Source organism: Ruegeria sp. A4 (assembly GCF_056543025.1).
The window spans coordinates 287,657-312,176 of sequence record NZ_JBQGAW010000002.1 but is presented as its reverse complement, the minus strand read 5'-3'; the positions used below and the strand labels follow the sequence as shown (position 1 = coordinate 312,176).

The window sequence follows — 24,520 nt, the reverse complement described above, 5'->3', positions numbered from 1 at the left end:
AAAGACGATCCCCGTATGCAAGTTCCTGACTGAGAGGGGATACGATGCTCTCCATATACAGCGCCGCGGAATTGGCTGAATTTTGGACAACTGCATTCTCGATCCGATTTGACACCCATACGCCAACTATCGCGGTGGCCGTTCCCATCACGACAATGCAGGCCGCAAGAAAAACTCGCGACAATGACCAATTGCGAACTGACAGATCGGAAATCTCGGGTCTCATTTCGTGTTCAACTATGAACGACAATCCCTGACCGCGCCACCGACCTTGGTCTGAACTCATCAGCGTTCGGCTTCAGAATTTGGATCATGTCAACCCCTTGATCGCGCAGGCGGCGGACAGAAAGCACGCGTGGCCTTGCAGGAGGTGCACGGAGTTCGTTCAAAATTCCGTCCAGGCAATCAGCGCATCGGCCCAAAGCCGTTCTCGGAGGAGCCACACCTACGGGCAAGTTTTTTTGATTTGTCACCCCGGCAGAGCAATGGACAGGCGTTCAACCAAAGCTCTTTGCACGATGGCAAATCTCGGAGTGCGCGCTATCTCGTCCAGAGTCGCCACCCAGAGCGGAACATCTATTCCGGGATCAATTTCTGACGACCGATGAAGCCGAGGATCCGCGTTCCCGATAAACGAAGGCAGAAACGCTTTGCCGACCCCGGAGGCCGCCATCTGCTGAAGCACAAGGAAACTATCTGCTCCATTGGTCATCTCATCGGCGCTGACATGCTCGGCCAGCCATCTGGCGGGAAGCGAGCGGCTCAACGCCCCATCAAGCCTCATCCATTTTCGGTTTGGGGAACCGTCGTCAAAAACGCCGAATGACAACGTTCCCGCACGTTCGCTGACAAGCCCTTCCTCAAGTTTGATCGAGGGTCGCACGGCGATGTCTGCGGTCAGCCTCGACAGATCATGATGGCTGTTGCCGCTTAACAAAGTCAGTTCCAGGTCGGGGTAGAGCCGCGATATCTCGGTCAGTATTTGGGGCAATACAAGCTGGCAAAGGCTGTCCGTGGACGCAATGCGGACCTGGCCCGCAGGGGACCGGTTTGCCCCCACTATCGCCCGCTCTACGGAAAGTACGGCCTCTTCAACGCTTTCCATCGCCGAAAGAATGGCTCTGGCCTCAGGCAGGGCGGTGTACCCTGACGGGTGTTTTTGAAAGATCACGCATCCAAATCGCTCTTCAAGCGCGGCTACTCTGCGCAGCACCGTTGCATGAGTGACACCCAGCGCCCCGGCCGCCGCATTCAGTGATCCGTGTTTCCTTACGGCCAGCGCGTATCGCAGATCATCCCAGTTTTGATTGTGCATAAATTAACAAGGAACGACGAATAACAAACAATTACAAGAAAATTTGTTCAGGCTAGTATTAGACGCATTGAACAGGGAGACGCACAATGATCAAGAAAATCCCGGCCGTTGCGGCAGGTTTGTTGTCGATAGCCATCATTGGATCAGCCATCGCCCATGAAAGCGAAAATCCTGCGGTGAAGGCTCGGACCTCAATCATGCAACTCTATGCCTTCAATCTTGGCACATTGGGCGGCATGGCCAAGGGAGAGGTTGAATATGATGCCGAAGCAGCAACACGGGCCGCAAACAACCTGGTTGTTCTGGCGCAGATCGATCAATCTGCGATGTGGCCTGCCGGATCCGACAATGCGTCCGACCCGTCCACCCGAGCCTTGCCAGCCATCTGGGAAAACTTCCCGGATGTAAGCGCAAAAGGTCAGGCCATGGCCGAAGCCGCGGTTGCGATGCAGGCGGCGGCAGGCCAGAATGTCGATGCCCTGAAGGCGGCGATGGGTGATCTGGGCGGATCGTGCTCGGCCTGTCACAAAGCTTACAGGGCGCCGAAAGACTAAAGGAGCGCTGGCCATGCGGCGTTTGTTCATTTTCGCCGCAGGTATTGCTGTACTGGTCGGGTTGGTCGGTTTGGTGCTGACCCGTCCGAAAACAGTTGACCAGACACAACTGAACGGAGTCGTCCCTGATCTCAGTCGAGGTGAGGCGGTGTTTTACGCGGCTGGATGCGCGTCCTGCCATTCTGCACCGAACGCAACGGGCGGGGAAAAGCTGGTGCTCGCTGGCGGTCGTCGGTTTGCGTCGGATTTCGGCACGTTCATAGCCCCGAACATATCCAGTGATCCGGTTGCCGGCATCGGATCGTGGTCCGCATTGGATCTGGCCAATGCTCTGCTTCACGGGACCGGGCCCGAAGGACAGCATTATTTCCCCGCATTTCCCTATACGTCCTACGCCAACATGTCAGCCGAGGACGTGGTTTCGCTGCATGCTTTCCTCGGCACTCTGCCCGCGGTTCCAACCCAAAGCGCAGCGCACGAGGTTGGCTTTCCTTTCAATATTCGACGCGGGCTGGGCGGGTGGAAGCTGTTGTATCTGAAACCGGGCTGGGTTGTGCAAGGTGATCTGACTGACCAGCAAATTCAAGGCCGATACCTGGTAGAGGCGTTGGGACATTGCGCAGAATGCCACACGCCGCGCAACGCGCTAGGGGGGCTGAAACGCGATCTCTGGCTGACAGGTGCGCCAAACCCCAGCGGAAAGGGACGCATCCCCGGGCTGACCTCTGCACAACTGGATTGGTCCGAGGCTGATATTGCCGAATATCTGAAATCCGGCTTCACGCCGGATTATGACAGCGCGGGTGGCGAGATGGTTGAAGTCATCGAAAACACATCCCGCCTTACGGATGACGACCGTCTGGCGATTGCGGCCTATCTCAAGGCCGTGCCCGCGTCACCGACAGGCTCGCCGTCAGAGTAACCCTCTTTGGCGCCATGTATCGGATGCCAGATGTCCTTGCCAGCCGTCAGCACGAAGCCGCAAGGCCTATTCCCTTTTCGCCAAACTCCTGTTTTACGTTCTGGGCACCGGAGCGCAGCAATCGCCCGGGTGTCCGTTCAAGATTGTTTGAGGGTCGTGGCCAAATGACACAAAAGATCGCGCTTTGGTCCATTCCGATATCCCTGGCGGTACTGGCCCTGAAGCTGCTGGCCTGGTGGCTGACAGGTTCGGTGGCGTTGTTGTCGGACGCGATGGAATCCACCGTCAACGTCGCAGCGGCCCTGCTGGCTTATTTCGCGGTTCGGGTTGCAAACAAGCCCCCTGATGAAAACCACCCCTTTGGTCACAAGAAAGCCGAGTATCTTTCCGCCGTCGTCGAGGGCGTATTGATTGTGTTGGCGGCGTTCTTGATCATCAGAGAGGCCGGGCTGGCCCTTCCCACCCCACATCTTGAGGATGCGCCTTTTCTTGGAATCGCCGTCAATGTCATTGCAACGGGTGTGAATGGCGCATGGGCCTACTTGTTGCTCAAAATCGGCAGGCGCGAAGGTTCACCTGCATTGGAGGCAAGCTCGCGGCACATATTTACAGATGTCATGACGTCAGCGGGTGTCATCGCGGGGCTCATACTTGCACTTGTCACAGGCTGGCTGATCCTTGACCCGATCCTAGCGATACTGGTCGCGCTGAACATCCTGTGGGAAGGTTGGAAAGTCATTCGTGCGTCCGTTGACGGGCTGATGGATGTAAGCCTTTCTGACCATGACTTGCAGGTAGTTTCCAGCACCATTGAAAGCAACCTAGGTGCTGCGCTGGAATATCACGACCTCAAGGGGCGCAGATCCGCGAATGTCATCTTCGTCGAGTTTCACCTCGTTGTGGACGGCGCAATGTCGGTCAGCGCAGCCCATGACATCTGCAATGAAATCGAACACGCATTGGAACGTCTTTATCCGGGTTCCGTCTTTTTCATTCATCTCGAACCCGATGATGAGTTGAAGGGCAACGGAGCAAAACCCAGCCAGGTTTCTTAAACCAATCGGTACAATCGAATACGACGCAAGTCGTGGTCATGGATAGGACGTTCGGCCTGCAATTCATCAGACCTAAGCCCGATGTCGGGACGCAAAGCCCCGGATAATCTGTCACCGACACCATGAGTTGGGTCGAACAGAACTGGAGGCGAAAAAATGAAACTTCAAGGAAAACTGGGCCAGCTTCTCAGCACAGCAGCACTGGCTTCGTTGATTGCCGCGACGCCTTACGTGCCGAAGTTTGACACGGAAGGTCGCCTGCACCTTGAACCAGCCTATGCCTTTGCCAAAAGCGGCAGCGGAAAAGATGGAGATGGTGGCGATGACGACCGGGGGGATGATCGTGGCGGCGAACGGGACGACAATTCGGGGTCGGGCAACAGTGGTCGCGGTGGTGATCGCGACGACGACAGGGACGATGATAGGGACGACGACAGGGATGATGACCGTGACGATGATCGGGACGACAATTCCGGATCCGGCAAAGGTGGTCGCGACGACGATGACGATGACGACGATGATGACTCGAAGCGTTCAAATCGAGGCAGCGGCAAAAAGGATCAATCCCGGTCAGGCGGCGGATCATCACGCTCTGCCGGCATAACGAAGGTTGAGACCAACGCCAACGGCATCGAAGTGCGCTATGCCGATGGAACCAAGGAAGAAATCGAAAACGGTCGGTATGAAAGAAAGAATGCTCAGAACCGCACTGTGGAAGAACGGCTGGCGACAGGCGCCGATGTCTCAAGGCTCCGGTCATTGGCTAATGGTATCTCCATCGACAACGTGCGCTCTTCAGGGCAAGGCGGCACTGCTGGAAGTCGACCCACAAAAATCGAACGCCAGGGCAACAACATCGAAGTAAACTATGCCAATGGCTGGAAAGAAGAGATCGAATTTGGCCGGTATGAGTTGAAAGACCCATACAACCGGACTGTCGTTGAGAGAAATGCAACCGCCGCTGACCGTCGGAGATTGCAGTCGGCAGGCAACTAGGCAACTGCGTCAGAACGAAAGACAAAGGGCGGCTTCTCATCGTCAGAGGCCGCCTTTCATTTACGTCATTGCCAGCGGTTATTGGCGTACTGCATTGGGATCAATGGCTTCTTGCCCAAGGTGTTGGCTCAAAGTCCCCCCAACATGAAAGGGACGGGCACCAACTCCGCAAACCGGCATGAGCGATGTGTCATGTAAGTCCTGCCCCTTTCTCGCTTGCAACGACCAGTCATCCACTGGTTGTGAACCCTGATCCTAACGTTCACCGCGCCGATAGGGTGCCATCAGCGCGGCAGGCACCTCGGCCCTGCGGGCGACGAGAACGAGCGCGACGATGGAAAGCACATAGGGCGCCATCAGGAAGAGTTGATATGGCACGCCTTCGATCGACGTTTGCAGCCGCAGCTGGTATGCATCGAAAAATGCAAACAGCACGGCACCGATCAACGCCTTGCCCGGTCGCCAACTTGCGAACACAACCAGCGCGATGCAGATCCAGCCGCGTCCTTGAACCATGCCCGGGAAAAAACTGTTGAACGCCGTTGTCGTCAGGAATGCACCACCCACTGCCATCAACGCCGATCCGACAACCACTGCACCAATGCGAATGCGAATGGGGTTCAGCCCCTGCGCCTCAACCGCGTGCGGGTTTTCACCAGTCATGCGAATGGCCAGCCCCAGCGGTGTCCGGGCAAGAACGTAAGCCATCACAGCCACCGCAAACAGCGCGAGGTAGGTCGGCAGAGCCTGGGAAAACAGGATCGGACCCAGAATGGGGATATCGGAAACACCCGGAACATCGAGTGGCTGAAAAGGTTCTATCGTCGGGGGCAGATCGCCCACTTCGACAAGCAACCGGTAAAGGTAGTAGGCCAGCGCGGATGCAAACAGCGTGATGCCAAGCCCCGAGACATGTTGCGACAATCCAAGCGGGACCGTTAGTATGGCGTGCAGCAATCCCAACATCGCGCCGCAAAGTGCCGCGATCATCAGGCCAACCAGCAAAGGCGCGCCCATGTAGACGGCAAGCCAACCGCTCATCGCGCCCATGGTCATGATCCCCTCGATCCCCAGATTGAGAACCCCCGAACGTTCACACAGCAACGCGCCGAGGACTCCGAAAATAAGCGGCGTTGCGATACGCAGCACGGACGCCCAGAGGCTGGTGTTCAGCAGCAGATCAATTGCATCACTCATCGGCGCACCCGGTACGTTGTGAAAAGAAGGGCCACGATCATGGTGAGCAGGCAGAGCGCCACGATCACGTCGGCAATGAAGCTGGGAACGCCGGTTGCGCGGCTCATGGCGTCGGCCCCGACAAAGACGGTGGCGACGAAAACCGCGGCGGCGACCACGCCCGCCGGATGCAATGCGGCCAGCATTGCGACGACGATGCCGGCATATCCGAATCCGGGGCTCATGGTCGTGGTGACCCCGGCTGTGACGCCCATGACTTCGACGGAACCTGCCAGACCTGCCAAAGCGCCTGAAAGCAGGGCCACACCCATGATCGTTTTGGGAAGGGAAATTCCGGCAAAGGCGGCGGCACCGGCGTTCAAGCCTGCGGCGCGTGTTTCAGCCCCAAAAACCGTGCGGGCCAGGATCAGCCAAACAACACCTGCTGCCGCGATGGCAAAAAGCAACCCGATATGAAGGCGCGTGCGGGGAATAAGATCCGGCAGGCGGTACTCTCCGCCCACGGGCACTGAGGAAGGCCAACCAAAGGCCATCGGATCGCGCATCGGACCCTCGATCATGAGGCCGACGAAAAGGATCACAATGAAGTTGAGCAGCAGGGTCGTCACCACCTCATCCACCCCGAAACGCAGGCGCAAATAAGCGGGGCCCGCCAACAGGGCCGCACCCGCCGCCATGCCCGCCAGCATCAAAATCGGTATACCGATCCACCCGGGAACCCCGAGAGAATGCCCGATCCAGGCGGTAATCAGTGCGCCGACAAAGAACTGCCCCTCGCCGCCGATGTTCCAAAGACGGGCCCGAAAGGCGACGGCCGCGGCAAGCCCGGTAAATATCAGCGGCGTGGCGCGGGTCAGCATCTCGGTGATCGAAAGGCGTGACCCAAGGGCGCCGGTCAGCATTTCACCATAGGCAGTCAATGGGTTCACACCTGCCGCTGCGATTAAACCCGCAGCCAATAACAACGCGGTAAAGATCGCGGCCAGCGGCGCAATGACCACAAGGTACAGCGGTACATATGTGCGTCGTTCAAGCCGCATCATAATCTTCCTTCCAGACGCCTGCCATCATCAGGCCAAGGCGTTGCGGGTCAGCATCATCAGCGGATATCGGTTTCGACAATCGACCCTTAACGATCGCCTGTATTCGGTCTGAAAGAGCTACGGCTTCTTCAAGTTCTTCTGAAATAAGCAGGATCGCAGCACCCTCGGCCCGTGCGGCCAGAAGCTCGGCATGAACTGCGGCAATTGCCCCTTCATCAAGGCCCCGCGTCGGCTGGTTGGCGAGCACGAAACGCGGTCCGTTGGTCAGGACCCGCCCCAGGATCAATTTTTGCATGTTGCCGCCAGACAGCAGCCGTGTGCGCGTGTCGGGACTGGCCCCTCGGATATCAAACCGTTCGATAAGCCCTGCGGTGTATTCTCGGGCGGCGCGTTGTCGGACAAAGCCTCGGCGCGAAAACTCCGGTGTGCGCAGACGTTCAAGAGCTGCATTTTCCCACAGGCTCAATTCACCCACGACACCTTCTGCATGGCGGTCTTCCGGTACCCTGCCGGCGCCAGCCTGGATCATGCCACGCGGGCCCAAATGGCCGATATCCTTGTTCAGCAGTGTCAACTGCCCGGCGTTAGGGTGGATCAGTCCAGACAACAGCCCGCCAAGCGAGGCCTGACCATTGCCTGATACGCCAACGATACCAAGGATCTCGCCTGCATGGACGGTGAATGATACGTCATCCAGCCGCAATTCACCGTCTTCTTTCACGCGCACATCGTTTGCGACCAGAACCGGCGCGCCAATCTCGTGGTCTTGACGAACGGGTCGTTCCACTTTGCGGCCAACCATCAGTTCCGCCAACTCTCCGGGGGTGGTTTCCGAAGTCCTGCGTTCCGCGACCAACCTACCGCCACGAAGAACGGCCACACGGTCAGAGGCCGCCATGACCTCATGCAGTTTGTGACTGATGAAGATAAGCGACAGGCCCTCTTTCGTCATGTCGCGCAGCGTCTCGAACAGGCGCATTGCCTCGGGCCGGGCCAGAACGGCCGTGGGTTCATCCAGGATCAGTATGCGCGCGTCTCGGTACAGCGCTTTCAGAATTTCGACGCGTTGACGTTCACCCACGGAAAGGGACTTGATCCTGTCGTCGGGGTTCACGGGCAGACCAAACCGATCCGCGATCTGCAACAACTTTGCGCGCGCCTCGCCACGTGCGGACCGTGCGCGTGTCAGGGGTTCTGAACCCAGCATGACGTTTTCAAGAACCGTGAGGTTGCCCGCAAGCGTAAAGTGCTGGTGTACCATGCCCACACCCACCTCGATCGCTGCGCGGGGCAGACCCGGAGGCAACGCTTTGCCAAACACCCTGACAGAGCCTTCGTCTGCCGCGTAATGGCCGAAAAGGATGTTCATCAGCGTCGTTTTGCCTGCGCCATTTTCACCCAACAATGCAAGGATTTCACCCTGGGCCAATGACAGTGTCACATCATCATTGGCGGTTAGCGTTCCAAAACGCTTTGTTATGCCGTGAAGTTCCAGAACCTTGTTCATGTGGGCAGGCCTGCGATTGGAGACGGAAAGGTAAGTTCGGGCGCACGCGCCTCGATCAGAGCACCAAGTTTCAGCAGCGCATCATCCGAGCCGGGTGGTCCCATCAGTTGCACACCGATTGGCAGGCCATTTGCCATGCCAAAAGGCAATGCCAAAGCCGGCAAGCCTGCAACATTGGCAAGTGCCGCGTTCGGGGCAAAGGCCTCCAGCCGCGCCATGTCTTCGTCCAGAAACACCACGGCGCCCAGATCCGCCTGCGCGTGGCAGGCGGAAAGGCTTGCTTCCATCGCATCGGTGGCAGTGATCTGCCCCGCAGAAACGGCAGCAGCAAGAGCCGTGGCATCGGTCACGTCAAAGCCGCCGGGATCAGGAGGGCTCGCTTTCGTCGATCGGAACGTCCCATTCGCCGGATTGGATCGCGGCCTGTTTGGCCTTCATCGCAGGGATGGCGTCGGCAGGCACCTCGTCGGCGACATAGATCAGCTCATTGCCGCCATGGGCCATGAAGGAATATTCGGTATAGTTGCGTCCGGTTGGATTGCCGGCCTTAACATCCGCCACGATGGCTTCGATGGTTGGCCCATAGTTCCATATCGCGTTGGCAAAGACCGTGCCGGGATAGCGCGGCGTATAATCTATCAGTGAACCGATGGCCTTCACGCCGCGCGCCTGAGCGGCATCTGCGGTGCCTATGCGTTCACCAAACAGGATGTCCGCGCCCGCGTCGATCTGGGCAATCGCGGCTTCCTGCGCGCGAGCCGGATCAAACCATGCTCCGATGAAACCGTTAAGGAAAGTGGCGTCAGGGTTCACTTCACTGACGCCCATCCGGAAAGCATTGATCAGCAGGTTCACCTCGGGGATCGGATAACCGCCGACCGAACCATAGACATTGCTTTCCGACATTCGGCCGGCAAGCATTCCGGCCAGATAGGCCGCCTCGTGGTTGCGGGTGCCGAAAACACCGAAATTGTCGCCCTCCGGTCCGCCGGAAGACCCCATCAGAAACGCGGTATCGGGGTAGTCACCCGCCACTTCGCGTGCTTCGCGTTCCACCGCGTAGGACTCGCCCCAAATGATTTGCGCACCGCCTTCGGCATATTCGCGCATCGCACGGGGATAGTCGGTCGGGGCCACACCCTCGGAAAACTCATATTCGATCAGACCAGCCTCGGCGGCTTCCTGCATCGCCACATGGATCCGGCTGTTCCATGCGTTTTCGACCGGAGACATATGCACGCCAGCGACGCGGATCGCAGATTGTGCATTGGCGCGGCGGACATAAGCCGGCAGGGCCAGCGTGGCCGCAGCGCCGACCATCAGTTGACGACGTGTTGTGGTGAGTTTCATCGGAGTATCCTCTTCTGTTGGTGGCAACTATTCTTGTTCTTGGTCTTCCTGAATATTGGGCCTGGGCGCGTAATCCGCGGGATCCAGGGTCGAGGGGCGGCCGGGCAAGGAAAGCGCGGCCAGTCTTGGTTCGGTGCGCGCCAGCACCTTGCCGTGTTTGATGACGGCAAGACGTGTGGCTTTCATGCGAACAGCTTCAATCGGGTCACGCGCTTGCAGCACAACCATGTTGGCTGGGCCGCCTTTGCGAATTGTCGGGTCGGGCAGACCCATGGTCTTGGCACCGTTCTGGGTAACGGATGTGAAAGCCCATTCCATCGCCTCGCGGGATGTCATCGGCACCGCATGCACGCCCATATGGGCCACTTCCAACATGTCGGCAGAGCCAAGAGAATACCATGGATCCATGGTGCAATCCTGCCCGAAGGAAACGTTCACACCTGCTGCACGCAATTCTGGTACGCGTGTCAGGCCACGGCGGCGCGGATAAGTGTCCGAGCGGCCTTGCAGCGTGATATTGATAAGCGGGTTCGGTACGACGTTCATGCCGCTTTCCGCGATCAGCGGAACAAGCTTCGAGGCATAGTAGTTGTCGTATGAATGCATCGCGGTGACGTGGCTTGCAGTCACACGACCCCCGAGCCCGAGGCGCGTGGTTTCATAGGCGAGGGTTTCCACATGGCGCGACATCGGATCGTCGCTTTCATCACAGTGCAGGTCCAGCATCAGGCCGCGATCCGCGGCAATTTCGGCCAGCCTGGTGACCGATCGGGCGCCTTCCGACATCGTGCGTTCAAAATGCGGGATGCCGCCCACCACATCGACCCCCATATCGAGCGCCCGGATCAGATTTTTCTCTGCATTTTCCGCGCGATACAGTCCATCTTGCGGGAATGCCACCAATTGCAGGTCAATATAGGGGGCAACCTGCTTGCGCACTTCCAGCAAAGCTTCGACACCCACCAACGGAGTTGACGAAACATCCACATGCGAACGGATGGCCAGCAATCCCTGCGACACGGCCAGATCGCAATATCGCATGGCCCGCTCGATCACCGCTTCGGGCGTCAGAAGGGGCTTCAGTTCTCCCCAAAGCGCGATGCCCTCCAAAAGCGTGCCCGAAACATTCATACGTGGCGACCCGAGGCTCAGCGTGGCGTCCATATGGAAGTGCGGGTCGACGAACGGAGGTGAAACCAGGCGGCCCGTTGCATCGATTTCTTCGCGCGCCTCACCCATGATGTCAGCGGCAATTTCCGCAACACGGTCGCCCTTGATCGCAATATCCAACGGTTCGCGGCCATCCGGCAAGCTGGCCTTTCTGATGATGATGTCAAACATTCATCCGCCCCCTAATTTGACCACATGGTAAAAGTATTCAAAAAAATTGCTATTTATTTTTACGGTGTTCTGGAACTGGTGCCTGTTTCAGCCTCTCAGCTGCTCATTATCAAAGCCCGACTGATTAAATTTTGGCCGTCTACAGCCCGGGATTTGGGGCACTGGCGGCCCGAGCCAAAAGAGCGCCCATTTCAGCCGCAAGATTGCTTGCTGACGCAAACAAAAGCTCTGGCCCGCCGACGCACAGCGATATTCGATGACCGGTGCGGCGAACAGGGGCGCCAGCCCACTGAAATAAGCTCAACCAAAGCGTTTTTTGGTGAAGGCATTGATAATCCGCCATCTGAAAGTGCCGTGTTTCATCTCGACCGGAATTGGTGATACCTCCTTGCACGTCATGACCAATGTCGCACCAACGATCCTTTCCACGGTTTCCAGCCAGTTTATCGATGACTGGCTGGCGGCATTGCGTACGCTATGCCCCGAGGCTCAGATGACGTCGCTTCTCGCCCGGTCTGGTTTGGTCGCGGATACGCGTCACCCACATGGTCGCGTCACGTTGGATCAAATCGTATGTCTCTATCAACTTGCCGCAGTTGAGACCGGTGATGAGATGATGGGGCTTTGGAGCCGCCCGATCCGGCCGAGAGCCCTGCAACATCTTTTGACGACAGTCCGGGAAGCTACGTCTCTTTCATCGGCACTTTATCGCTTTTCGACCTTCTGGAACTTGTTGCTGGATGACTATCGGTTTGATCTGGATGACGCCGACAACATGTTGGTGCTTACCCTGAAGCCACGGGGCGCGGCCCAGGTTCAGCGGTTCGGGCACATGCTGATACTCAAACTTGCCCACGGGCTCATGTCTTGGCTGGCGGGGCACGAAGTTCCGGTCAAGGCTGTCGATTTCGTGTTTGAGCGCCCCGACTTTGATCAGGATTACGCGGTCATCTTTCCGGCACCGCTGCGGTTCGGCCAAGGTGCCACAGCGATTTCGTTCGATCCGAATGCGCTGGGTCCGATGCAGGCGCGCAGCACAAATGACCTTGACAGATTTTTGCAAAACGCGCCCCGAGACTGGATCTTCACCAGTTCACGAGAGCACACTCAATCGCTGCGGGTGCGCACCTATCTGGTCCAATCGGGATGGGACGCGGCAACCCTGACCCAGACGGCATCCGCAATGCACATGACCCCCCGCACCCTGATCCGCAGGCTGCATGCGGATGGTACATCGTTTCAGGCCATCAAGGATGCCCTGCGGCGTGACATCGCTATCCGTGATCTTCAGGCGGGGCGCAAAAGCGTTGAAGCCATCGCACATGATGTCGGTTTTTCGTCGGCGGCCAATTTCCACCGGGCCTTTCAGCGTTGGACGGGAAGCACGCCAAGCTCATACCGCAGGGTGCAAATGTAGGGTGCCCGATTTGTCACTTTTGGACAATGATCTGTCATTGCACGAGATGGTCCCCAGCGGGCAGGCTCGCTAGATCTTGTTGTAGATAAAACTTCTTATCGGAAGTTTTGCCCTCCAAAACTCATCATCCCGCTCATCCATGGCTTCCCGGTTGTGGCGCCATCTGAGAATGACCGTCGTGAAAGGATCCGCCAATGTCAGACAAACTCGCCACCATACTCCAAGCCGCACGCGGCCACGCCGAGCAGGTGATCCTGCCCAATTTGGATGCCTGGAACGCCGCTAAGAAGTGGCCGCGCGATGCTTCGGACAAGGCCGGGTCCGCTGGTCTGACGGGGCTCTACGCCCCCGAAGAGTTTGGCGGGCAGGCCTTGCCGCTGGCAGAAGGCATACAGGTTTATGAACAACTGGGACAGGGCGATGGCGCATATGCTTTTGCGCTGTCGATGCACAACATCTGTACCTTCGCGGGCTGCGGCTATGGCACGGATGCCTTCAAGGAAAAGTGGGCGCGGGACCTGACATCTGGACGCAAGCTGGCGAACTTTGCACTGACCGAACCACAATCCGGATCGGACGCAACAAACATGTATTCACGCGCCGTGGTCAATGACGACGGCACATGGACGATCAACGGCGCGAAGGCATGGGTCAGCCTGGCGACCGAGGCGGATATCTATTTCACCGTGGTCAAGACCAGCGACGCACCCGGCCACAAGGACATGGCGATGATCGCCATTCCCGCCGGTGCACCGGGCCTCAGTTTTGGGCCGCTTTATGATACCCCGTCCTACAACTTCCTGCCCTTGGCCGAAATGTACATGGACAAGGTCGTGGTCGATGAAACCAACATCATCCTGCCCATTGGTCAGGGTTTACAGGGCGCGCTCATGGCCATCGACATTGCCCGTGTTTCGATTGCCTCGGGATGTTGTGGATTGATGCAATCCGCGCTGGATACGGCGTTGTCCTATTCCAAGAACCGCAAGATGTTTGGCGGCAGGAACCTTGATCTGGACGGGATCCAGTGGATGCTGGGCGAGGTTGCAACCGACCTTGAAGCCTCAAAGCTTCTCTACCGAAAGGCAGCAGAAGCCCTTGGCACGCCCGAAGGTCCATTGATGGCTGCCCATGCGAAAAGGTTTGTGCCTGATGCCGCCGTGAAAGCTACAAACACCTGTACGCAGGTTCTGGGAGGTGCGGGGTTGTTGCAACCCTACGGCCTGGATCGCTTGTCCCGCCTTGCGCAAATGCTGCGGATCGTGGACGGGACGACGGAAATCAGCCGTATGGTCATCGGGCGGGCCTTGCAAAAACGTGCGGCAACTCTGCCTGATCTGCCGGTACCGAAAGGTTTTGGCGAGACCGGCTGAATGTCCCGCACCGGTTCGATCGGCGCCAATTTGAGATTCTGCGCGGACATCAGCAAGATCAAAAGGCCGGCCGCATTATTGCGGCCGGTTGCCTGAATGGTTGACCGTGGTGCTAACTCGCCATGAACAAGGTCGCGCAAAGCGTATGAAGCTTTGCTTTCTGACGGCACTGACATTTGGGACGGTGACCAGCAAAGGGCAGGGGCACGGGGGTCGAGAACATCAATAATCCCGACCACTCAATCAACCCCCAAAACAAGCCAATCGCGATTGCGGAACATTGCAGTCTGACGAACCCGGGATCTGCCAAAGCAGATATGCTCCATTGGGCATTGCAGTACCCCAGTCAATTGGGTCCACCGGTATGTTTGGGAAACGAAGGGCTTGAAGGTGCCCACAATCTCTGAAGACGGGCGCACTCATAGTACGTATAATGATGATTATGGTAAATTCATTTGGTGCGGGTGGAGGGACTTGAACCCCCACGCCTTGCGGCGCCAGAACCTAAATCTGGTGCGTCTACCAATTTCGCCACACCCGCAACCAAGCGCGTTTGCGCTGGAATGAAGCGGTCAATAACAAAGCTTGCATCGGAGTGCGAGAGGGAAAATTCGAGGAACGCAAAGTTTGTGACTTGCCGGGCAGCACGGTTGAAAACGGCAACCTGTTTTCGGCCTGGTTGATACAGCAAGCAACGCAACGGCCGCAAAACCAGAAACGTCTGAAACGCCACCTGCAACCGGTTTTCAGGCAGCTATAGGATGCTGCATTTCGGCTTTTGGGTGACAGGTTGGCGCCCGGCATAATCGGGTCGTTCAAAAACGCGCTAACGTTGAATAGACGCCAGAACTACAGGTCGGAACTTGTGCCGCCAGACTTGGTGGAGAATCAAGCCACAACGGGCCAGAGTTGATGCAGTCTGACCCGGAAAACTGTTCCAGACTGTGCTGCTGGATCTGCCAAGGCACATAGCTTCATCCTACAAATCCGGTGTTTTCAGAAAAGCAACGAAACATAAATATGTGTTTTTATTCAAAAGTATGAAGCCAACAGGTTTTCGACCCTCCAATCACTCGAATGCACCGGAAAAGACGTCACCTCTGCCCCAATTGACTGCGCCGACTATGCATACATACAAGCTTGCCGGACGTTTCTCGGTCTGATCTGCCGCATCGAAATACTCGCATCGGTTGAGGCATTCTTATGAGAAATCGACCACATTGCCGCCACAATTCAACCGCTAAAAAATCTTATTCGCGCCAAAATAACACCGCCTTGAAGGTACTTGTTGTTTATCAGGAGTTAATGAGTCTTTTTGCCACTTTGGCGCCTGTACGAGTTTTTTTTGCTCAACTCCAATACAAGGCTTTCTGCTGTGACCGATTTGAATCCCTCCGCTGCCGCCGAGCAAGAAGCTGTCTTCTTCGCTCGTGAGAGTTTCCTTGGTGAGCTCAAGACTCTGAATCGCGACCACCCGACCACAGGCTTTGGTATTTCCCTTCGAACGCATTCCGGTGAACATTACCTGCTTGCGAACGCACGCATGCCGCTGCCAGCTGCAAAATCCGAAGGTTTCCCAACCGGGCGCCGCGTTGCTTGCCTCGAGAACGGCGACCGCTTCAGCTCGATCGAAGTTCTGGCCGATTCCAAATCGTACGAGACCATTTCACCTCGGGCCGAGGCCGAAATACTGGGCAACGCATTGGACCTGATCGCGCGGATCGACACTCTGACAAGCGTTCCGGCGGGGCGTGTCGCGCACGCACCCGAAATTGCTGCAACGGGAACCGGAGGTTAAGCATGGCGCGCAACGATCACCTTTTGTCTGTGGGCAACGAAGCACTGGCACCGATGACGGCAACCATGGCTTCACTGACGGCTCAGATTGATCAACTGACTGAGGTGGCTGATGCGCGCTCCTCGGCACGGCTGGCGACGCTCAAGACCCGGATGGAGAACTTTACCGCCAGCGTCACGATGGTGGGCCAGGTCAAGGCCGGAAAATCCTCGATCGTCAATATTCTTGCCGGGCACCCCGGCCTGCTTCCGTCAGACGTCAACCCGTGGACGTCGGTGGTTACGACCTTGAACATCAACACGCGCCCACCCGGTGATACAAAGGCCAAGTTCACGTTTTTCGAGCAGGAAGAATGGGACAACCTGATGGTCGGTGGCGGTCGTCTTGGCGAATTGGCCAATCGCGCCGGCGCTGATGACGAGATGGAAGACATCCGCCGCCAGATCGGTGAGATGAAGGCCAAGTCAGAGGAACGTCTTGGCAAACATTTCGACCTGATCCTAGGTCAAAGCCATCAGTATGATCATTTCGATGAGGAACTGATTCAGCGTTATGTCTGCCTGGGCGATGAAGACGATCCCGATATTGATCCCAAAACGGGCCGGTTTGCTGATGTTACCAAATCAGCCGAGCTGTATATGGACATTCCGCAATACCCCATCGCGCTGAAACTGTGCGACACGCCGGGTGTGAACGATACGTTCATGGTGCGTGAACAAATCACTCTGCGCAGCCTGCGCGGATCCGAAGTCTGCGTTGTGGTGTTGGCGGCAAGCCAGGCCCTGACGACAATGGACATGGCCCTGATGCGCATTATCGCGCAGTTCGAGAACCGGCAGATCATCCTGTTCGTCAACCGGATCGACGAGCTGTCCGATCCTGTGAACCAGGTTCCAGAGATCCGTGACCGCATTCAGGACACGCTGAAACAGAACAATATCGACACAAATACCAGCGTCGTTTTTGGCAGCGCACTGTGGGCCGAAGCGGCGTTGACCGGGAACCCGGATATTCTGACAGAAGAGTCGCGCCAGGCCTTGAATACGTTCTACCTGGCCGCCGGTTTCGGTGATCAGGCGGCCTCGCTCGACAAAATCTGGGCGCTGTCCGGTCTGCCCGATCTGCTGCTGGCCATGAATGAGCGCATTGCAGACGGTGCCGGAGCGCGCCTGATGGACCGCGTCCGCCATCGGGCGCGTAACATTGCCAGTCAGATCCGCGCGACTGCGGTTGCCAAGAATCTGTCCGAAGGCGAAGGCGTTGCACGGGATCTTGACGGCGTATCGCCCGAAGAGGCGATAAACACGGTGTCAGCCGAATACGAAAAGAAAGCCGCCGAATTGACAAATGCGCTGCGCGACAAAGTGTTGGAGCGTCTGAAGTCAGCAGAGGACAATTTCGTCAAACGCGCAACGGACTCTCTGATCGCGCATCTTGAAAAAAATGGCGAACAAGGCACGTGGCAATACGATCCCGCGGGCTTGCGGACGCTGCAAAAGGCTGCCTATTTCAGTTTCGCCCGCGCCATGCGAAAGGATGCCGGGGCGTTGTACGCAACCGCTGCTGCGGACGTCGAAGCGCTTTATCACAAGATACTCGGCAACCATCTGGGCGAATTCAGCATCGAAGCGCCCATTGTCCCCCGTGTTCCGCCGCCTCTCGGCATCGGCCGGACGATCGCACTGGACTTGCAAAGCACCTGGTGGCGACGTTGGTGGCAACGCCGAAAGGGGTTTGAGGCATATGCGGCGGATTACACGCGGTTGATCGCGTCCGAGGCAAATTCGATCACCAAGGATATCGAGGAAAACCAGATCGCGGCGGTTCTGGAAAACGTCCGCGCGATCCTGACGGATTTCCTGCGTGAGCAGAAGGAAACACTGCTGAGCATCTCGTCTTCTGCCGACAAGAACCCGGGTCAGACTGCGGCGGCGATGGCGGGCTTGCAGCCACAGAAATCCAAGGACGAGATTCTGGGTGACATACTGAAAGATCTAAGCAACGAAGCGGCATAAGTAGAAAAATGGCAAAAGATACACAAACACGCTTTGTTTCTCCGAAGGCATGGGAACGCATCGAGCAGTGGTCCCGTCGCAAACCGGTTTTCGCCCTGATGGGCGAGTTCAGCGCCGGTAAATCCACGTTGATGAACTTTTTGCTGCGAACGCAGACCTTGCCGACGCAGGTGACGGCAACCCAGTTGCCACCGGTCTGGTTTAGCTGGGGCAATCAAGCGCCCTATATCAAACGCCATGACGGAAGCACTGAACTGATCGAGCTGGATCAGCTTGAAACCGTTGGCGTCAATGACGCACAGTTCATCCGCATCTTCCTTGAGGCCGATATTCTGGAGGCTGTCGACCTGATCGACACACCCGGCATTTCGGACCCCAAGATCTCGACGGATGTGTGGCAACGCGCGGTGGGTCAGGCAAACGGCGTTTTGTGGTGTACCCACGCGACACAAGCCTGGCGCGAAACCGAACGCGCGACATGGGTTTCCCTACCCGAGAGGTTGCAACACAACTCTTTGCTTTTGGTGACGCGGGCAGATGCCCTGAGCCTCAAAGACCGTCAAAAAGTACTGCGCCGCGTGAACCGCGAGGCGGGTCACCTGTTCAATCGGTCCATTCTGTTTTCCGCCCGCGACGCGATCACGGCCCGGGACAAGACAGGCGATGCCGAGATGTGGTCGCGCAGCGGCGGAGGCAAGATGATCGACAGTTTCCTGGAGATCACAGAACAGATTATGGACAACCGTGCCGATCAGCTGGCTCGCTACCAGATCGACAAGAGCCAGGCCGACGCACCCAAAGTCAAACCTTTGCGCCCTGCCCGTTCATCAAACGAGCCGACGGCCAAAGACGAAGCCACACCCTTGAGGTTGGTTAACCCGCTGGAGGACGCCGGGCAATCGAACGCTGTAGGCGAAACAGTTGTAACCAGCTTCCCGGTACGACCTGCCCGGGTCGAGCGGCGCTCGGATGAGGCCGAGCGGGTTCGGATCGATGCGGAAGAGGCTGAACGGCTGCGCGCAGAGATGACGGCAGAGCCGGTTCCGCTGCCCGTTGAACCCGACACAAGCGATGATCTGCGTTCCTTTTTCAAGGACACCTCGAACGACCCGCTGGAATTGACGAATGTCGCGGGCCTTGAGGATGACGAAGACGAATTCGAGCTGTCCGTTGACGCCGATCTGGAGGACGCATTGGATGACGACACGGGCGCTCTGGATGATGCTGAAATCAGCCCCGCGCCTCTTGCGGCTGTTGACAATTCCGATGATGTGCTTGCCTCGCTGAACACTTCGATGCAAGAGAACCCGATCGTGCCGGATGGCGAAGAAGAGGAATCCGAGCAGGCCGATTTGGCTGAAGATCGCGGCATAGAAGTTTCTGTTTCCTCGATTACGGCATTGATGGCCGCGCAAAACGGCAACACTGCGGATGAGTATGAGCCGGAACCCGAAACCAGCGGTTTGATCGAAGCGGCCACCACCGAACAGGTTGACGCAGTTGAAAGAAACGTTGCCACGCTGGGTGGCCTGCCCGAAGTTGCGGTCGGATCGCCTCTCAGCGCGTCGGATATGTGGCAGGAAGTTTCAAGAAATGAAGACCTGCCGCAGGATGCCGAAGGGTTGAAGAACGTATTCAAGGCTTTTCTGGCCGAGTTCGATCAGATCGCCATTGAGCACAACGAAAAGCAGACCAGAGAGGCACTTCGATCCATTCCGAAAGCCAAAGAAAATAGCGGCGCTGAATGGCATGTGTTGTAAGGGTATCCGAATCGAGCTAGTGAGAAACTCATAAATGAAAACAATGGATTAGATGTCTATTCAAACCGCACTGAACTCCGCCATGGAAACGATACCCGACTGTATAGCAGCCGGGTATATCGACATGGAGACAGGGATGCTTTTGGGCAGCTCTGTTTCAGATCCCGACTGCGCGGATTCGTTGGATGTTTTGGCGGTGGCTGTGGCCAATCTGTTTCAGGGGCGCGGGGTTGCAGCCTTTGAAGCGCTCTTGCGTCAGGCTGGCAGTGCAGACGAAGAAAGCGCTGGCTTTGGGGAAGTCGCCGTTTTTTCCAAGGACAGGCTAAACATCTTTCTGCGGACCAAGGAATATCCTGATCATGTGGTCTGCTATATCTGCCGCAACAGTGCGAATGTCGGACTGGCGCTTACCAAATCACATCTCAGTCTGGGGCCGGTTGCGGCTGCGGTTTGAACGGGACCAGAGGGGGTCACGGCATGATGGACACGGACATTCTCGACCTGCTTGAAGATATCAGGCGGACCTCGGTCGCACGGCTGTCTCCGACCGTGAGGATCGCAGGAGAAACAGCGGCCGCGCGCCGTTCTGCGGTATTGCGGGCAATCCGTGGCACAGTATTGCCGCGCCGGTTGGAATTCACCGCCGCAAACGGGGATTGTCTGGCAATCGAGGTGAACAGCTCCCGGATCACCGATGTCTTCAAGGTACCGTCAGGTGAGGTTCCGGACTTTGAAACGGAATCACGCGCCGAACTGATCGAGAAGCTGGCTGGATTGGTGTCGGAGATCTCGGCCTCGCCTGCCCCGCTTGAGTTGACGTCGGGCAGACCGGACACAGCGCTTGAAGTGGATGAGGTAGGTATCACCTTCAGCGAAATCGAGAAAGCCTGCGCCGCCATCGAGCTTCCGTCCGAGCCAATTGTTTCCGTCGTCCCGAGTGCTGAGAAACCTGTTGATGACTCTCTGCCCGCCGAGGCAACACCCGATGCAGCGGAAACACTTGCCCAACGTTTTTTTGAAGCGTCGAGCCGCTTCGCCTCGGGTCGTGTGTTTGTGGGCAGTTCGGACGAAGCCGCACCCCTTTTGGAAGGCGTTTGCAAGCCATCTGAGCCGATGCATCCCGACCAAGACACGCTGGCCCGTTTTGTGGCTGATCTTGCCGGCTGGGATGGCGACTCTCATCAAAAGAGTGAAGACCCGCAGTTGATTGTCATGCGGCCATCGGGCGGGAAAGGGGCCGGTCTGGCCGTTTTGAGTGACGGTGGTCAGATCGCGGTCGCCATCCACGAAGCCCGCAAACTGGGGGCGGTCGTCAACCTGTGGACCTCTTTGCAGGAGGCCGAAAAATGATTGCCTTCGTTGAATTCAAATTTTCGACTACTTCAATCTGTTTTTTATTGTAACCAGGGTAATGAGTAATGAGTGAAACACATCGTCGCGAACTTATTCGCATAGCAGAAGAAATGAACGGGGCAAGCAATGATGAAACGCGCCAGTTCATTTCGCGCATCATTGGTGATCTTAGCAATCTTAAACCATCAATTGCGTTTGTCGGCCAAATCAAGGCTGGAAAATCGCGTCTGATCAACGGCTTCACCGGTCAAGCCGAGTATTTGCCTTCGGATGTAAACCCCTGGACAACTGTTATCACCGATATGCATTTCGGGCACCCGTCCGGCAGGACCCAAGGTGCCGAATTCCATTTCTTCGACAATTACCAATGGCAATCGCTGATCGCCGAAGGTGAAGAACTGCGCAACATGTTTCCCGATGACGAGGACAGTTACAAGCGCGAGATGATCGAAGAACAGGTCGAGGCCATGAAGGTCCGGGCGCGTCGACGTCTGGGTGACAGCTATGAACAGCTGCTGGGCCAACAGCACGATCTGGACGAACTGACGTCAGATGACCTGGCCAGATATGTCTGTGCCGGGGATGATCCGTCCGAGGACGGGGCTTTGGATCCGGGCAGTGATCGCGGGCTTTACAGCGACATCACCCGCAAGGCCGAGGTCTATTTTGACCTGGGCCATTTTCCGTTTCCGCTGACGGTCACCGACACGCCCGGCGTGAATGACCCCCTGCTGATCCGCGAAGAAATTTCGCGACAGTATCTGAAGGAATCCGATTTCTTTGTGGTGGTACTGTCCGCGCATCAGGCATTGTCGCGCGCGGATCTGAAATTGTTCCGGTTGATGCAAGCGCTGGAACTTGGGCAGATCGTCGTCTTCATCAACCGTGTGGATGAACTGGGCGGCGGCGCCGAAGACGCGGCCAAGGTTCGTCTGGATGTGTTGGACGGGTTGGAAAAGGCGCTCGGCAACTCGAACATCGATGTCCTGATGGGCAGCGCGCAATGGGCGCACTATGCTCTGACCGGTGATGAAACCGGAGTGAACCACGACGACGTTCTGGCATGGCTGCGCGCCCACCCGGAACAGATGCAGCAATATCTCAACGGTGTGGCCGAGATCAAACAAGGCCCGGGACCGATCAGCCGCGAAGCGGTTCTGCGCTTTGCCGCAATGATCGCGTCGGGCCTGCCCGATCTGCGCCGTCATGTCACTCAGGCTTTGACCGACGGACCGATCAACGAACAGTTGCGGATGGCCTGGCAACATCTCGACAGCTTCGCACGCGGGGAGCTTGAGCGATCTCAGGTTCGCTTGCGGGCGCTGCAAGATGAAGACGGCTCGGATGTTCGAAATGCCGATGAAAGCGACACGACACTGGGCGACCTGCGCAAGCTGATTGCTGAAAAAACGCAGGAGATCACGCGTGACATGGATGATGTCCTGTCGAATCTGCGCGGGGTCATGGATGACACTGTCTCGGAATCGGTGGCTGTCGTTGTGCGCGGTCCGGACGGCCAGTCGCCTCTGCTGGCAAAGGGCGGAGAGACCGAGCTCAATTTTACACCATTGCGCGAGCGTATGCGTGAACTGGTACAGGGGGCGTCGCAAGTTGTTCGGCAGCGCATGCTCAGCGAGCTTTACGCGATCGACATGCATTGCAATGCCGCCTTGCGGGCATTGCCGGGATGGCAAGAACCGGTCGACAATCGCATGAATACCAGTGCTGTACGTTGGTTCCGGCCGGACACCACCGCCCTGACCCGTGGCATTACCGTTGAATTGCGTGTAAACTGGTTGTCGCGTCTGATCTCGCGCAATAGCGTTGTGGCGCGTGCAGAACGGCTGATCGTGCAGGAATTCGAACTGATCGGGGATGACCTGATCGACACGACCCGCGACGATCTGTTGGAACGGCTGAATACGGTTCTGGACCACTATATGGCCCTTCTGGCCGGTCATCTTGAACACCGGTCCAACTCAGGAGAACTGAACGCCCAGGCGGAAGCGCAAGGTGCATTCGACAAGGCGCGTCGCATTGCAGCCGAGTTGGAGACGGTTTTTGGAACACCCGATGCGGATGAAAGACAAGCAGAGGCTGCGGAATGATTGAATTTCCCGGAACTGAAAAGGAAGTACGCCAACTGGAGCGCTTCCTGACCGCAACTGAAAACCTGACGCCTGACGAGGCGTTGGAGGATATGCGTGCGCGGGCTCTGTCCCACGCTGAACGTCTGTCAAACGCGGTCAATATCGGTTTCGCCGGGGAATTCGGCGCAGGCAAGTCAAGTCTGGCGAACATGCTGGCTGGCGCGGACATTCTGCCAACTGGCCCGCAGCATCTGAAATTGCCGCTGGTGATCGTCGCCTACGCGGATGCGCCCGAAACGACTGTCGGTTGGTGGAACAGAGAACCAAAGACCTATTCCGGCATAGTGCTGGAAAAAGCGGCCGAGGAACAGCCCGATTTCATATCGGTCGGCATCAATACACCGGCTCTCAAGGAAATATCACTGTTTGATCTTCCGGGCTCGGGTGCTCTGGATGATACCTACAAGCCGACTTTGGATCTGCTGAAATTCGTCGATTGTGCCATCTGGTGCACAAATGGAACCAATGCCTGGCGCGAGACCGAGCGCCACTTGTGGTCTCAGGTACCCCCCGAACTGAGGGCCAACAGCCTGCTTGCCGTAACACATGCCGATCTGCCACCTGTGCAGGGTGCCCTGGACCGCGTCCTTGCGCGCCTGAACAAAGAAAAAGAAGGAATGTTCCGCGCCGTTGTCCCAATTGGTACGCCGGTCGCCGTGCGTGCCATGGCGCAAGAGCCCGAGCCCGACTTTGCGCTTTGGGAAACCTGCGGCGGGCAGAACCTTGCGGAACACGTGCTGGAAGCGGCATCCGACCGGCGCCGTGGCGATCTCGAGGCTGCGCGGAAAGATTTGCAACAGGACTTCCTGCCCTATCTTGAGGCGCTGAAGGGCGCAGAGCCAGAGCCTGTTTCGAATGACACCACATCGATGCAGTCAACACTTGGGTCTGCCCTGCCCCCGTTGAACAATCCCATTCTCGAGGACTGGCTGGCCGCAATAGCAAGCATCTATGAAGATCTACGTGAAACCTCTGACATCGAACCGGCCGCGTTTCTGAACAGCTGTCAGGAGATCGTCGAAGATTTTGCAGAGCGGCTGGAACAAGGTGGCGAAATCGACCCCGAAGCTGATTGGATTCCAGCAGAATTCGAAAAGGCGACAGACTTGCTTTTGTTGCTGCAATTCGAAAGCGGAGACGCACCATTGAAGGACGCAATCAGCATTCTGGCGCAGCTGGGCGACAACCTTGCCTGGGCTGGCAGCACGGTCGCAGCGGCGCAACCGAAAACCGGAACCTGACGCTTTCCCGTCAAGATTGAGCTGCATTGCAGCGATTCGAAGGGCCGAGGGATCGGCCCTTTATTGTTTCGAATTCGTGGACCAACACGCTTGATTTCGGGTTTAAGTTTTCAATCAGCTCATATTCGATGTC

General features: G+C 57.2%; 21 protein-coding genes and 1 tRNA gene. 14 read left to right on the top strand and 8 right to left on the bottom strand.

The window, feature by feature from the left end:
* Positions 1-469: 469 nt before the first annotated feature.
* Positions 470-1,315 carry a LysR family transcriptional regulator gene (locus tag ACR0E2_RS10685; RefSeq protein ID WP_480446390.1) on the bottom strand — a complete coding sequence of 282 codons (846 nt, stop codon included), beginning with the start codon at positions 1,313-1,315 and terminating at the stop codon, positions 470-472.
* 86 nt (positions 1,316-1,401) lie between these two features.
* Between ACR0E2_RS10685 and ACR0E2_RS10680 the strand changes: the two genes are divergently transcribed.
* The 4 genes from ACR0E2_RS10680 (at position 1,402) to ACR0E2_RS10665 (ending at position 4,842) form a co-directional block, all read left to right on the top strand.
* Complete coding sequence (locus tag ACR0E2_RS10680; protein WP_480446389.1) at positions 1,402-1,869, top strand: c-type cytochrome; 468 nt, start codon at positions 1,402-1,404, stop codon at positions 1,867-1,869.
* A gap of 13 nt (positions 1,870-1,882) precedes the next feature.
* Positions 1,883-2,791: a c-type cytochrome gene (locus ACR0E2_RS10675; RefSeq protein ID WP_480446388.1), complete on the top strand. Its 909-nt coding sequence runs from the start codon at positions 1,883-1,885 to the stop codon at positions 2,789-2,791.
* 164 nt (positions 2,792-2,955) lie between these two features.
* Positions 2,956-3,846, top strand: a complete 891-nt coding sequence (locus ACR0E2_RS10670) for a cation diffusion facilitator family transporter (protein WP_171228774.1) — start codon at positions 2,956-2,958, stop codon at positions 3,844-3,846.
* Positions 3,847-4,002: 156 nt separating this feature from the next.
* Positions 4,003-4,842: a hypothetical protein gene (locus ACR0E2_RS10665; RefSeq protein WP_480446387.1), complete on the top strand. Its 840-nt coding sequence runs from the start codon at positions 4,003-4,005 to the stop codon at positions 4,840-4,842.
* Between the two features lie 255 nt (positions 4,843-5,097).
* Here ACR0E2_RS10665 and ACR0E2_RS10660 read toward each other — a convergent pair whose 3' ends face one another.
* Genes ACR0E2_RS10660 through ACR0E2_RS10635 form a run of 6 tightly spaced genes read right to left on the bottom strand, consistent with a single transcriptional unit; the run spans position 5,098 to position 11,280 of the window.
* Positions 5,098-6,039, bottom strand: coding sequence for an ABC transporter permease (locus ACR0E2_RS10660; RefSeq protein ID WP_480446386.1), 942 nt, complete (start codon positions 6,037-6,039; stop codon positions 5,098-5,100).
* On the bottom strand, positions 6,036-7,079 hold the full coding sequence (locus ACR0E2_RS10655) for an ABC transporter permease (RefSeq protein ID WP_171205142.1): 1,044 nt from the start codon (positions 7,077-7,079) through the stop codon (positions 6,036-6,038). Before ACR0E2_RS10655 ends, ACR0E2_RS10660 begins: the two co-directional genes overlap by 4 nt.
* Entirely contained in the window at positions 7,069-8,589 is a 1,521-nt protein-coding gene (locus ACR0E2_RS10650) for an ABC transporter ATP-binding protein (protein WP_480446385.1), read from the bottom strand. The genes ACR0E2_RS10655 and ACR0E2_RS10650 overlap by 11 nt, the downstream gene beginning before the upstream one ends.
* Positions 8,586-8,939 (bottom strand): amidase family protein, encoded by a 354-nt coding sequence (locus ACR0E2_RS10645; protein WP_480446384.1) that lies wholly within the window; start codon positions 8,937-8,939, stop codon positions 8,586-8,588. Before ACR0E2_RS10645 ends, ACR0E2_RS10650 begins: the two co-directional genes overlap by 4 nt.
* A gap of 16 nt (positions 8,940-8,955) precedes the next feature.
* On the bottom strand, positions 8,956-9,939 hold the full coding sequence (locus ACR0E2_RS10640) for a BMP family protein (protein ID WP_480446383.1): 984 nt from the start codon (positions 9,937-9,939) through the stop codon (positions 8,956-8,958).
* A 27-nt stretch (positions 9,940-9,966) separates the two neighbouring features.
* A complete protein-coding gene (locus ACR0E2_RS10635) occupies positions 9,967-11,280 on the bottom strand; it encodes an amidohydrolase family protein (protein WP_480446382.1) in 1,314 nt (437 codons plus the stop codon).
* Positions 11,281-11,304: 24 nt separating this feature from the next.
* On the opposite strand from ACR0E2_RS10635, the gene ACR0E2_RS10630 reads away from it, so the two are divergent.
* The 3 genes from ACR0E2_RS10630 (at position 11,305) to ACR0E2_RS10620 (ending at position 14,070) form a co-directional block, all read left to right on the top strand.
* Positions 11,305-11,661, top strand: a complete 357-nt coding sequence (locus tag ACR0E2_RS10630) for a hypothetical protein (RefSeq protein ID WP_480446381.1) — start codon at positions 11,305-11,307, stop codon at positions 11,659-11,661.
* A 16-nt stretch (positions 11,662-11,677) separates the two neighbouring features.
* Entirely contained in the window at positions 11,678-12,697 is a 1,020-nt protein-coding gene (locus ACR0E2_RS10625; protein ID WP_480446380.1) for an AraC family transcriptional regulator, read from the top strand.
* 194 nt (positions 12,698-12,891) lie between these two features.
* The gene (locus ACR0E2_RS10620) at positions 12,892-14,070 is read left to right on the top strand and encodes an acyl-CoA dehydrogenase family protein (RefSeq protein ID WP_480446379.1); all 1,179 of its coding nucleotides are present in this window, start codon (positions 12,892-12,894) and stop codon (positions 14,068-14,070) included.
* 456 nt (positions 14,071-14,526) lie between these two features.
* Here the strand turns inward: ACR0E2_RS10620 and ACR0E2_RS10615 are convergent.
* A tRNA-Leu gene (locus ACR0E2_RS10615) sits at positions 14,527-14,611 on the bottom strand.
* Positions 14,612-15,445: 834 nt separating this feature from the next.
* Between ACR0E2_RS10615 and ACR0E2_RS10610 the strand changes: the two genes are divergently transcribed.
* The 7 genes from ACR0E2_RS10610 (at position 15,446) to ACR0E2_RS10580 (ending at position 24,387) form a co-directional block, all read left to right on the top strand.
* Positions 15,446-15,868 (top strand): hypothetical protein, encoded by a 423-nt coding sequence (locus ACR0E2_RS10610; protein WP_480446378.1) that lies wholly within the window; start codon positions 15,446-15,448, stop codon positions 15,866-15,868.
* A 2-nt stretch (positions 15,869-15,870) separates the two neighbouring features.
* Positions 15,871-17,883, top strand: coding sequence for a dynamin family protein (locus ACR0E2_RS10605; RefSeq protein ID WP_152460280.1), 2,013 nt, complete (start codon positions 15,871-15,873; stop codon positions 17,881-17,883).
* An 8-nt stretch (positions 17,884-17,891) separates the two neighbouring features.
* Positions 17,892-19,643 (top strand): dynamin family protein, encoded by a 1,752-nt coding sequence (locus ACR0E2_RS10600; protein ID WP_480446377.1) that lies wholly within the window; start codon positions 17,892-17,894, stop codon positions 19,641-19,643.
* Positions 19,644-19,695: 52 nt separating this feature from the next.
* On the top strand, positions 19,696-20,097 hold the full coding sequence (locus ACR0E2_RS10595; protein WP_152460278.1) for a hypothetical protein: 402 nt from the start codon (positions 19,696-19,698) through the stop codon (positions 20,095-20,097).
* Between the two features lie 23 nt (positions 20,098-20,120).
* Positions 20,121-20,993 (top strand): hypothetical protein, encoded by an 873-nt coding sequence (locus ACR0E2_RS10590; RefSeq protein ID WP_480446376.1) that lies wholly within the window; start codon positions 20,121-20,123, stop codon positions 20,991-20,993.
* 68 nt (positions 20,994-21,061) lie between these two features.
* On the top strand, positions 21,062-23,104 hold the full coding sequence (locus tag ACR0E2_RS10585; protein ID WP_480446375.1) for a dynamin family protein: 2,043 nt from the start codon (positions 21,062-21,064) through the stop codon (positions 23,102-23,104).
* Entirely contained in the window at positions 23,101-24,387 is a 1,287-nt protein-coding gene (locus ACR0E2_RS10580) for a dynamin family protein (protein WP_480446374.1), read from the top strand. Before ACR0E2_RS10585 ends, ACR0E2_RS10580 begins: the two co-directional genes overlap by 4 nt.
* The last annotated feature ends 133 nt before the right edge of the window (positions 24,388-24,520 follow it).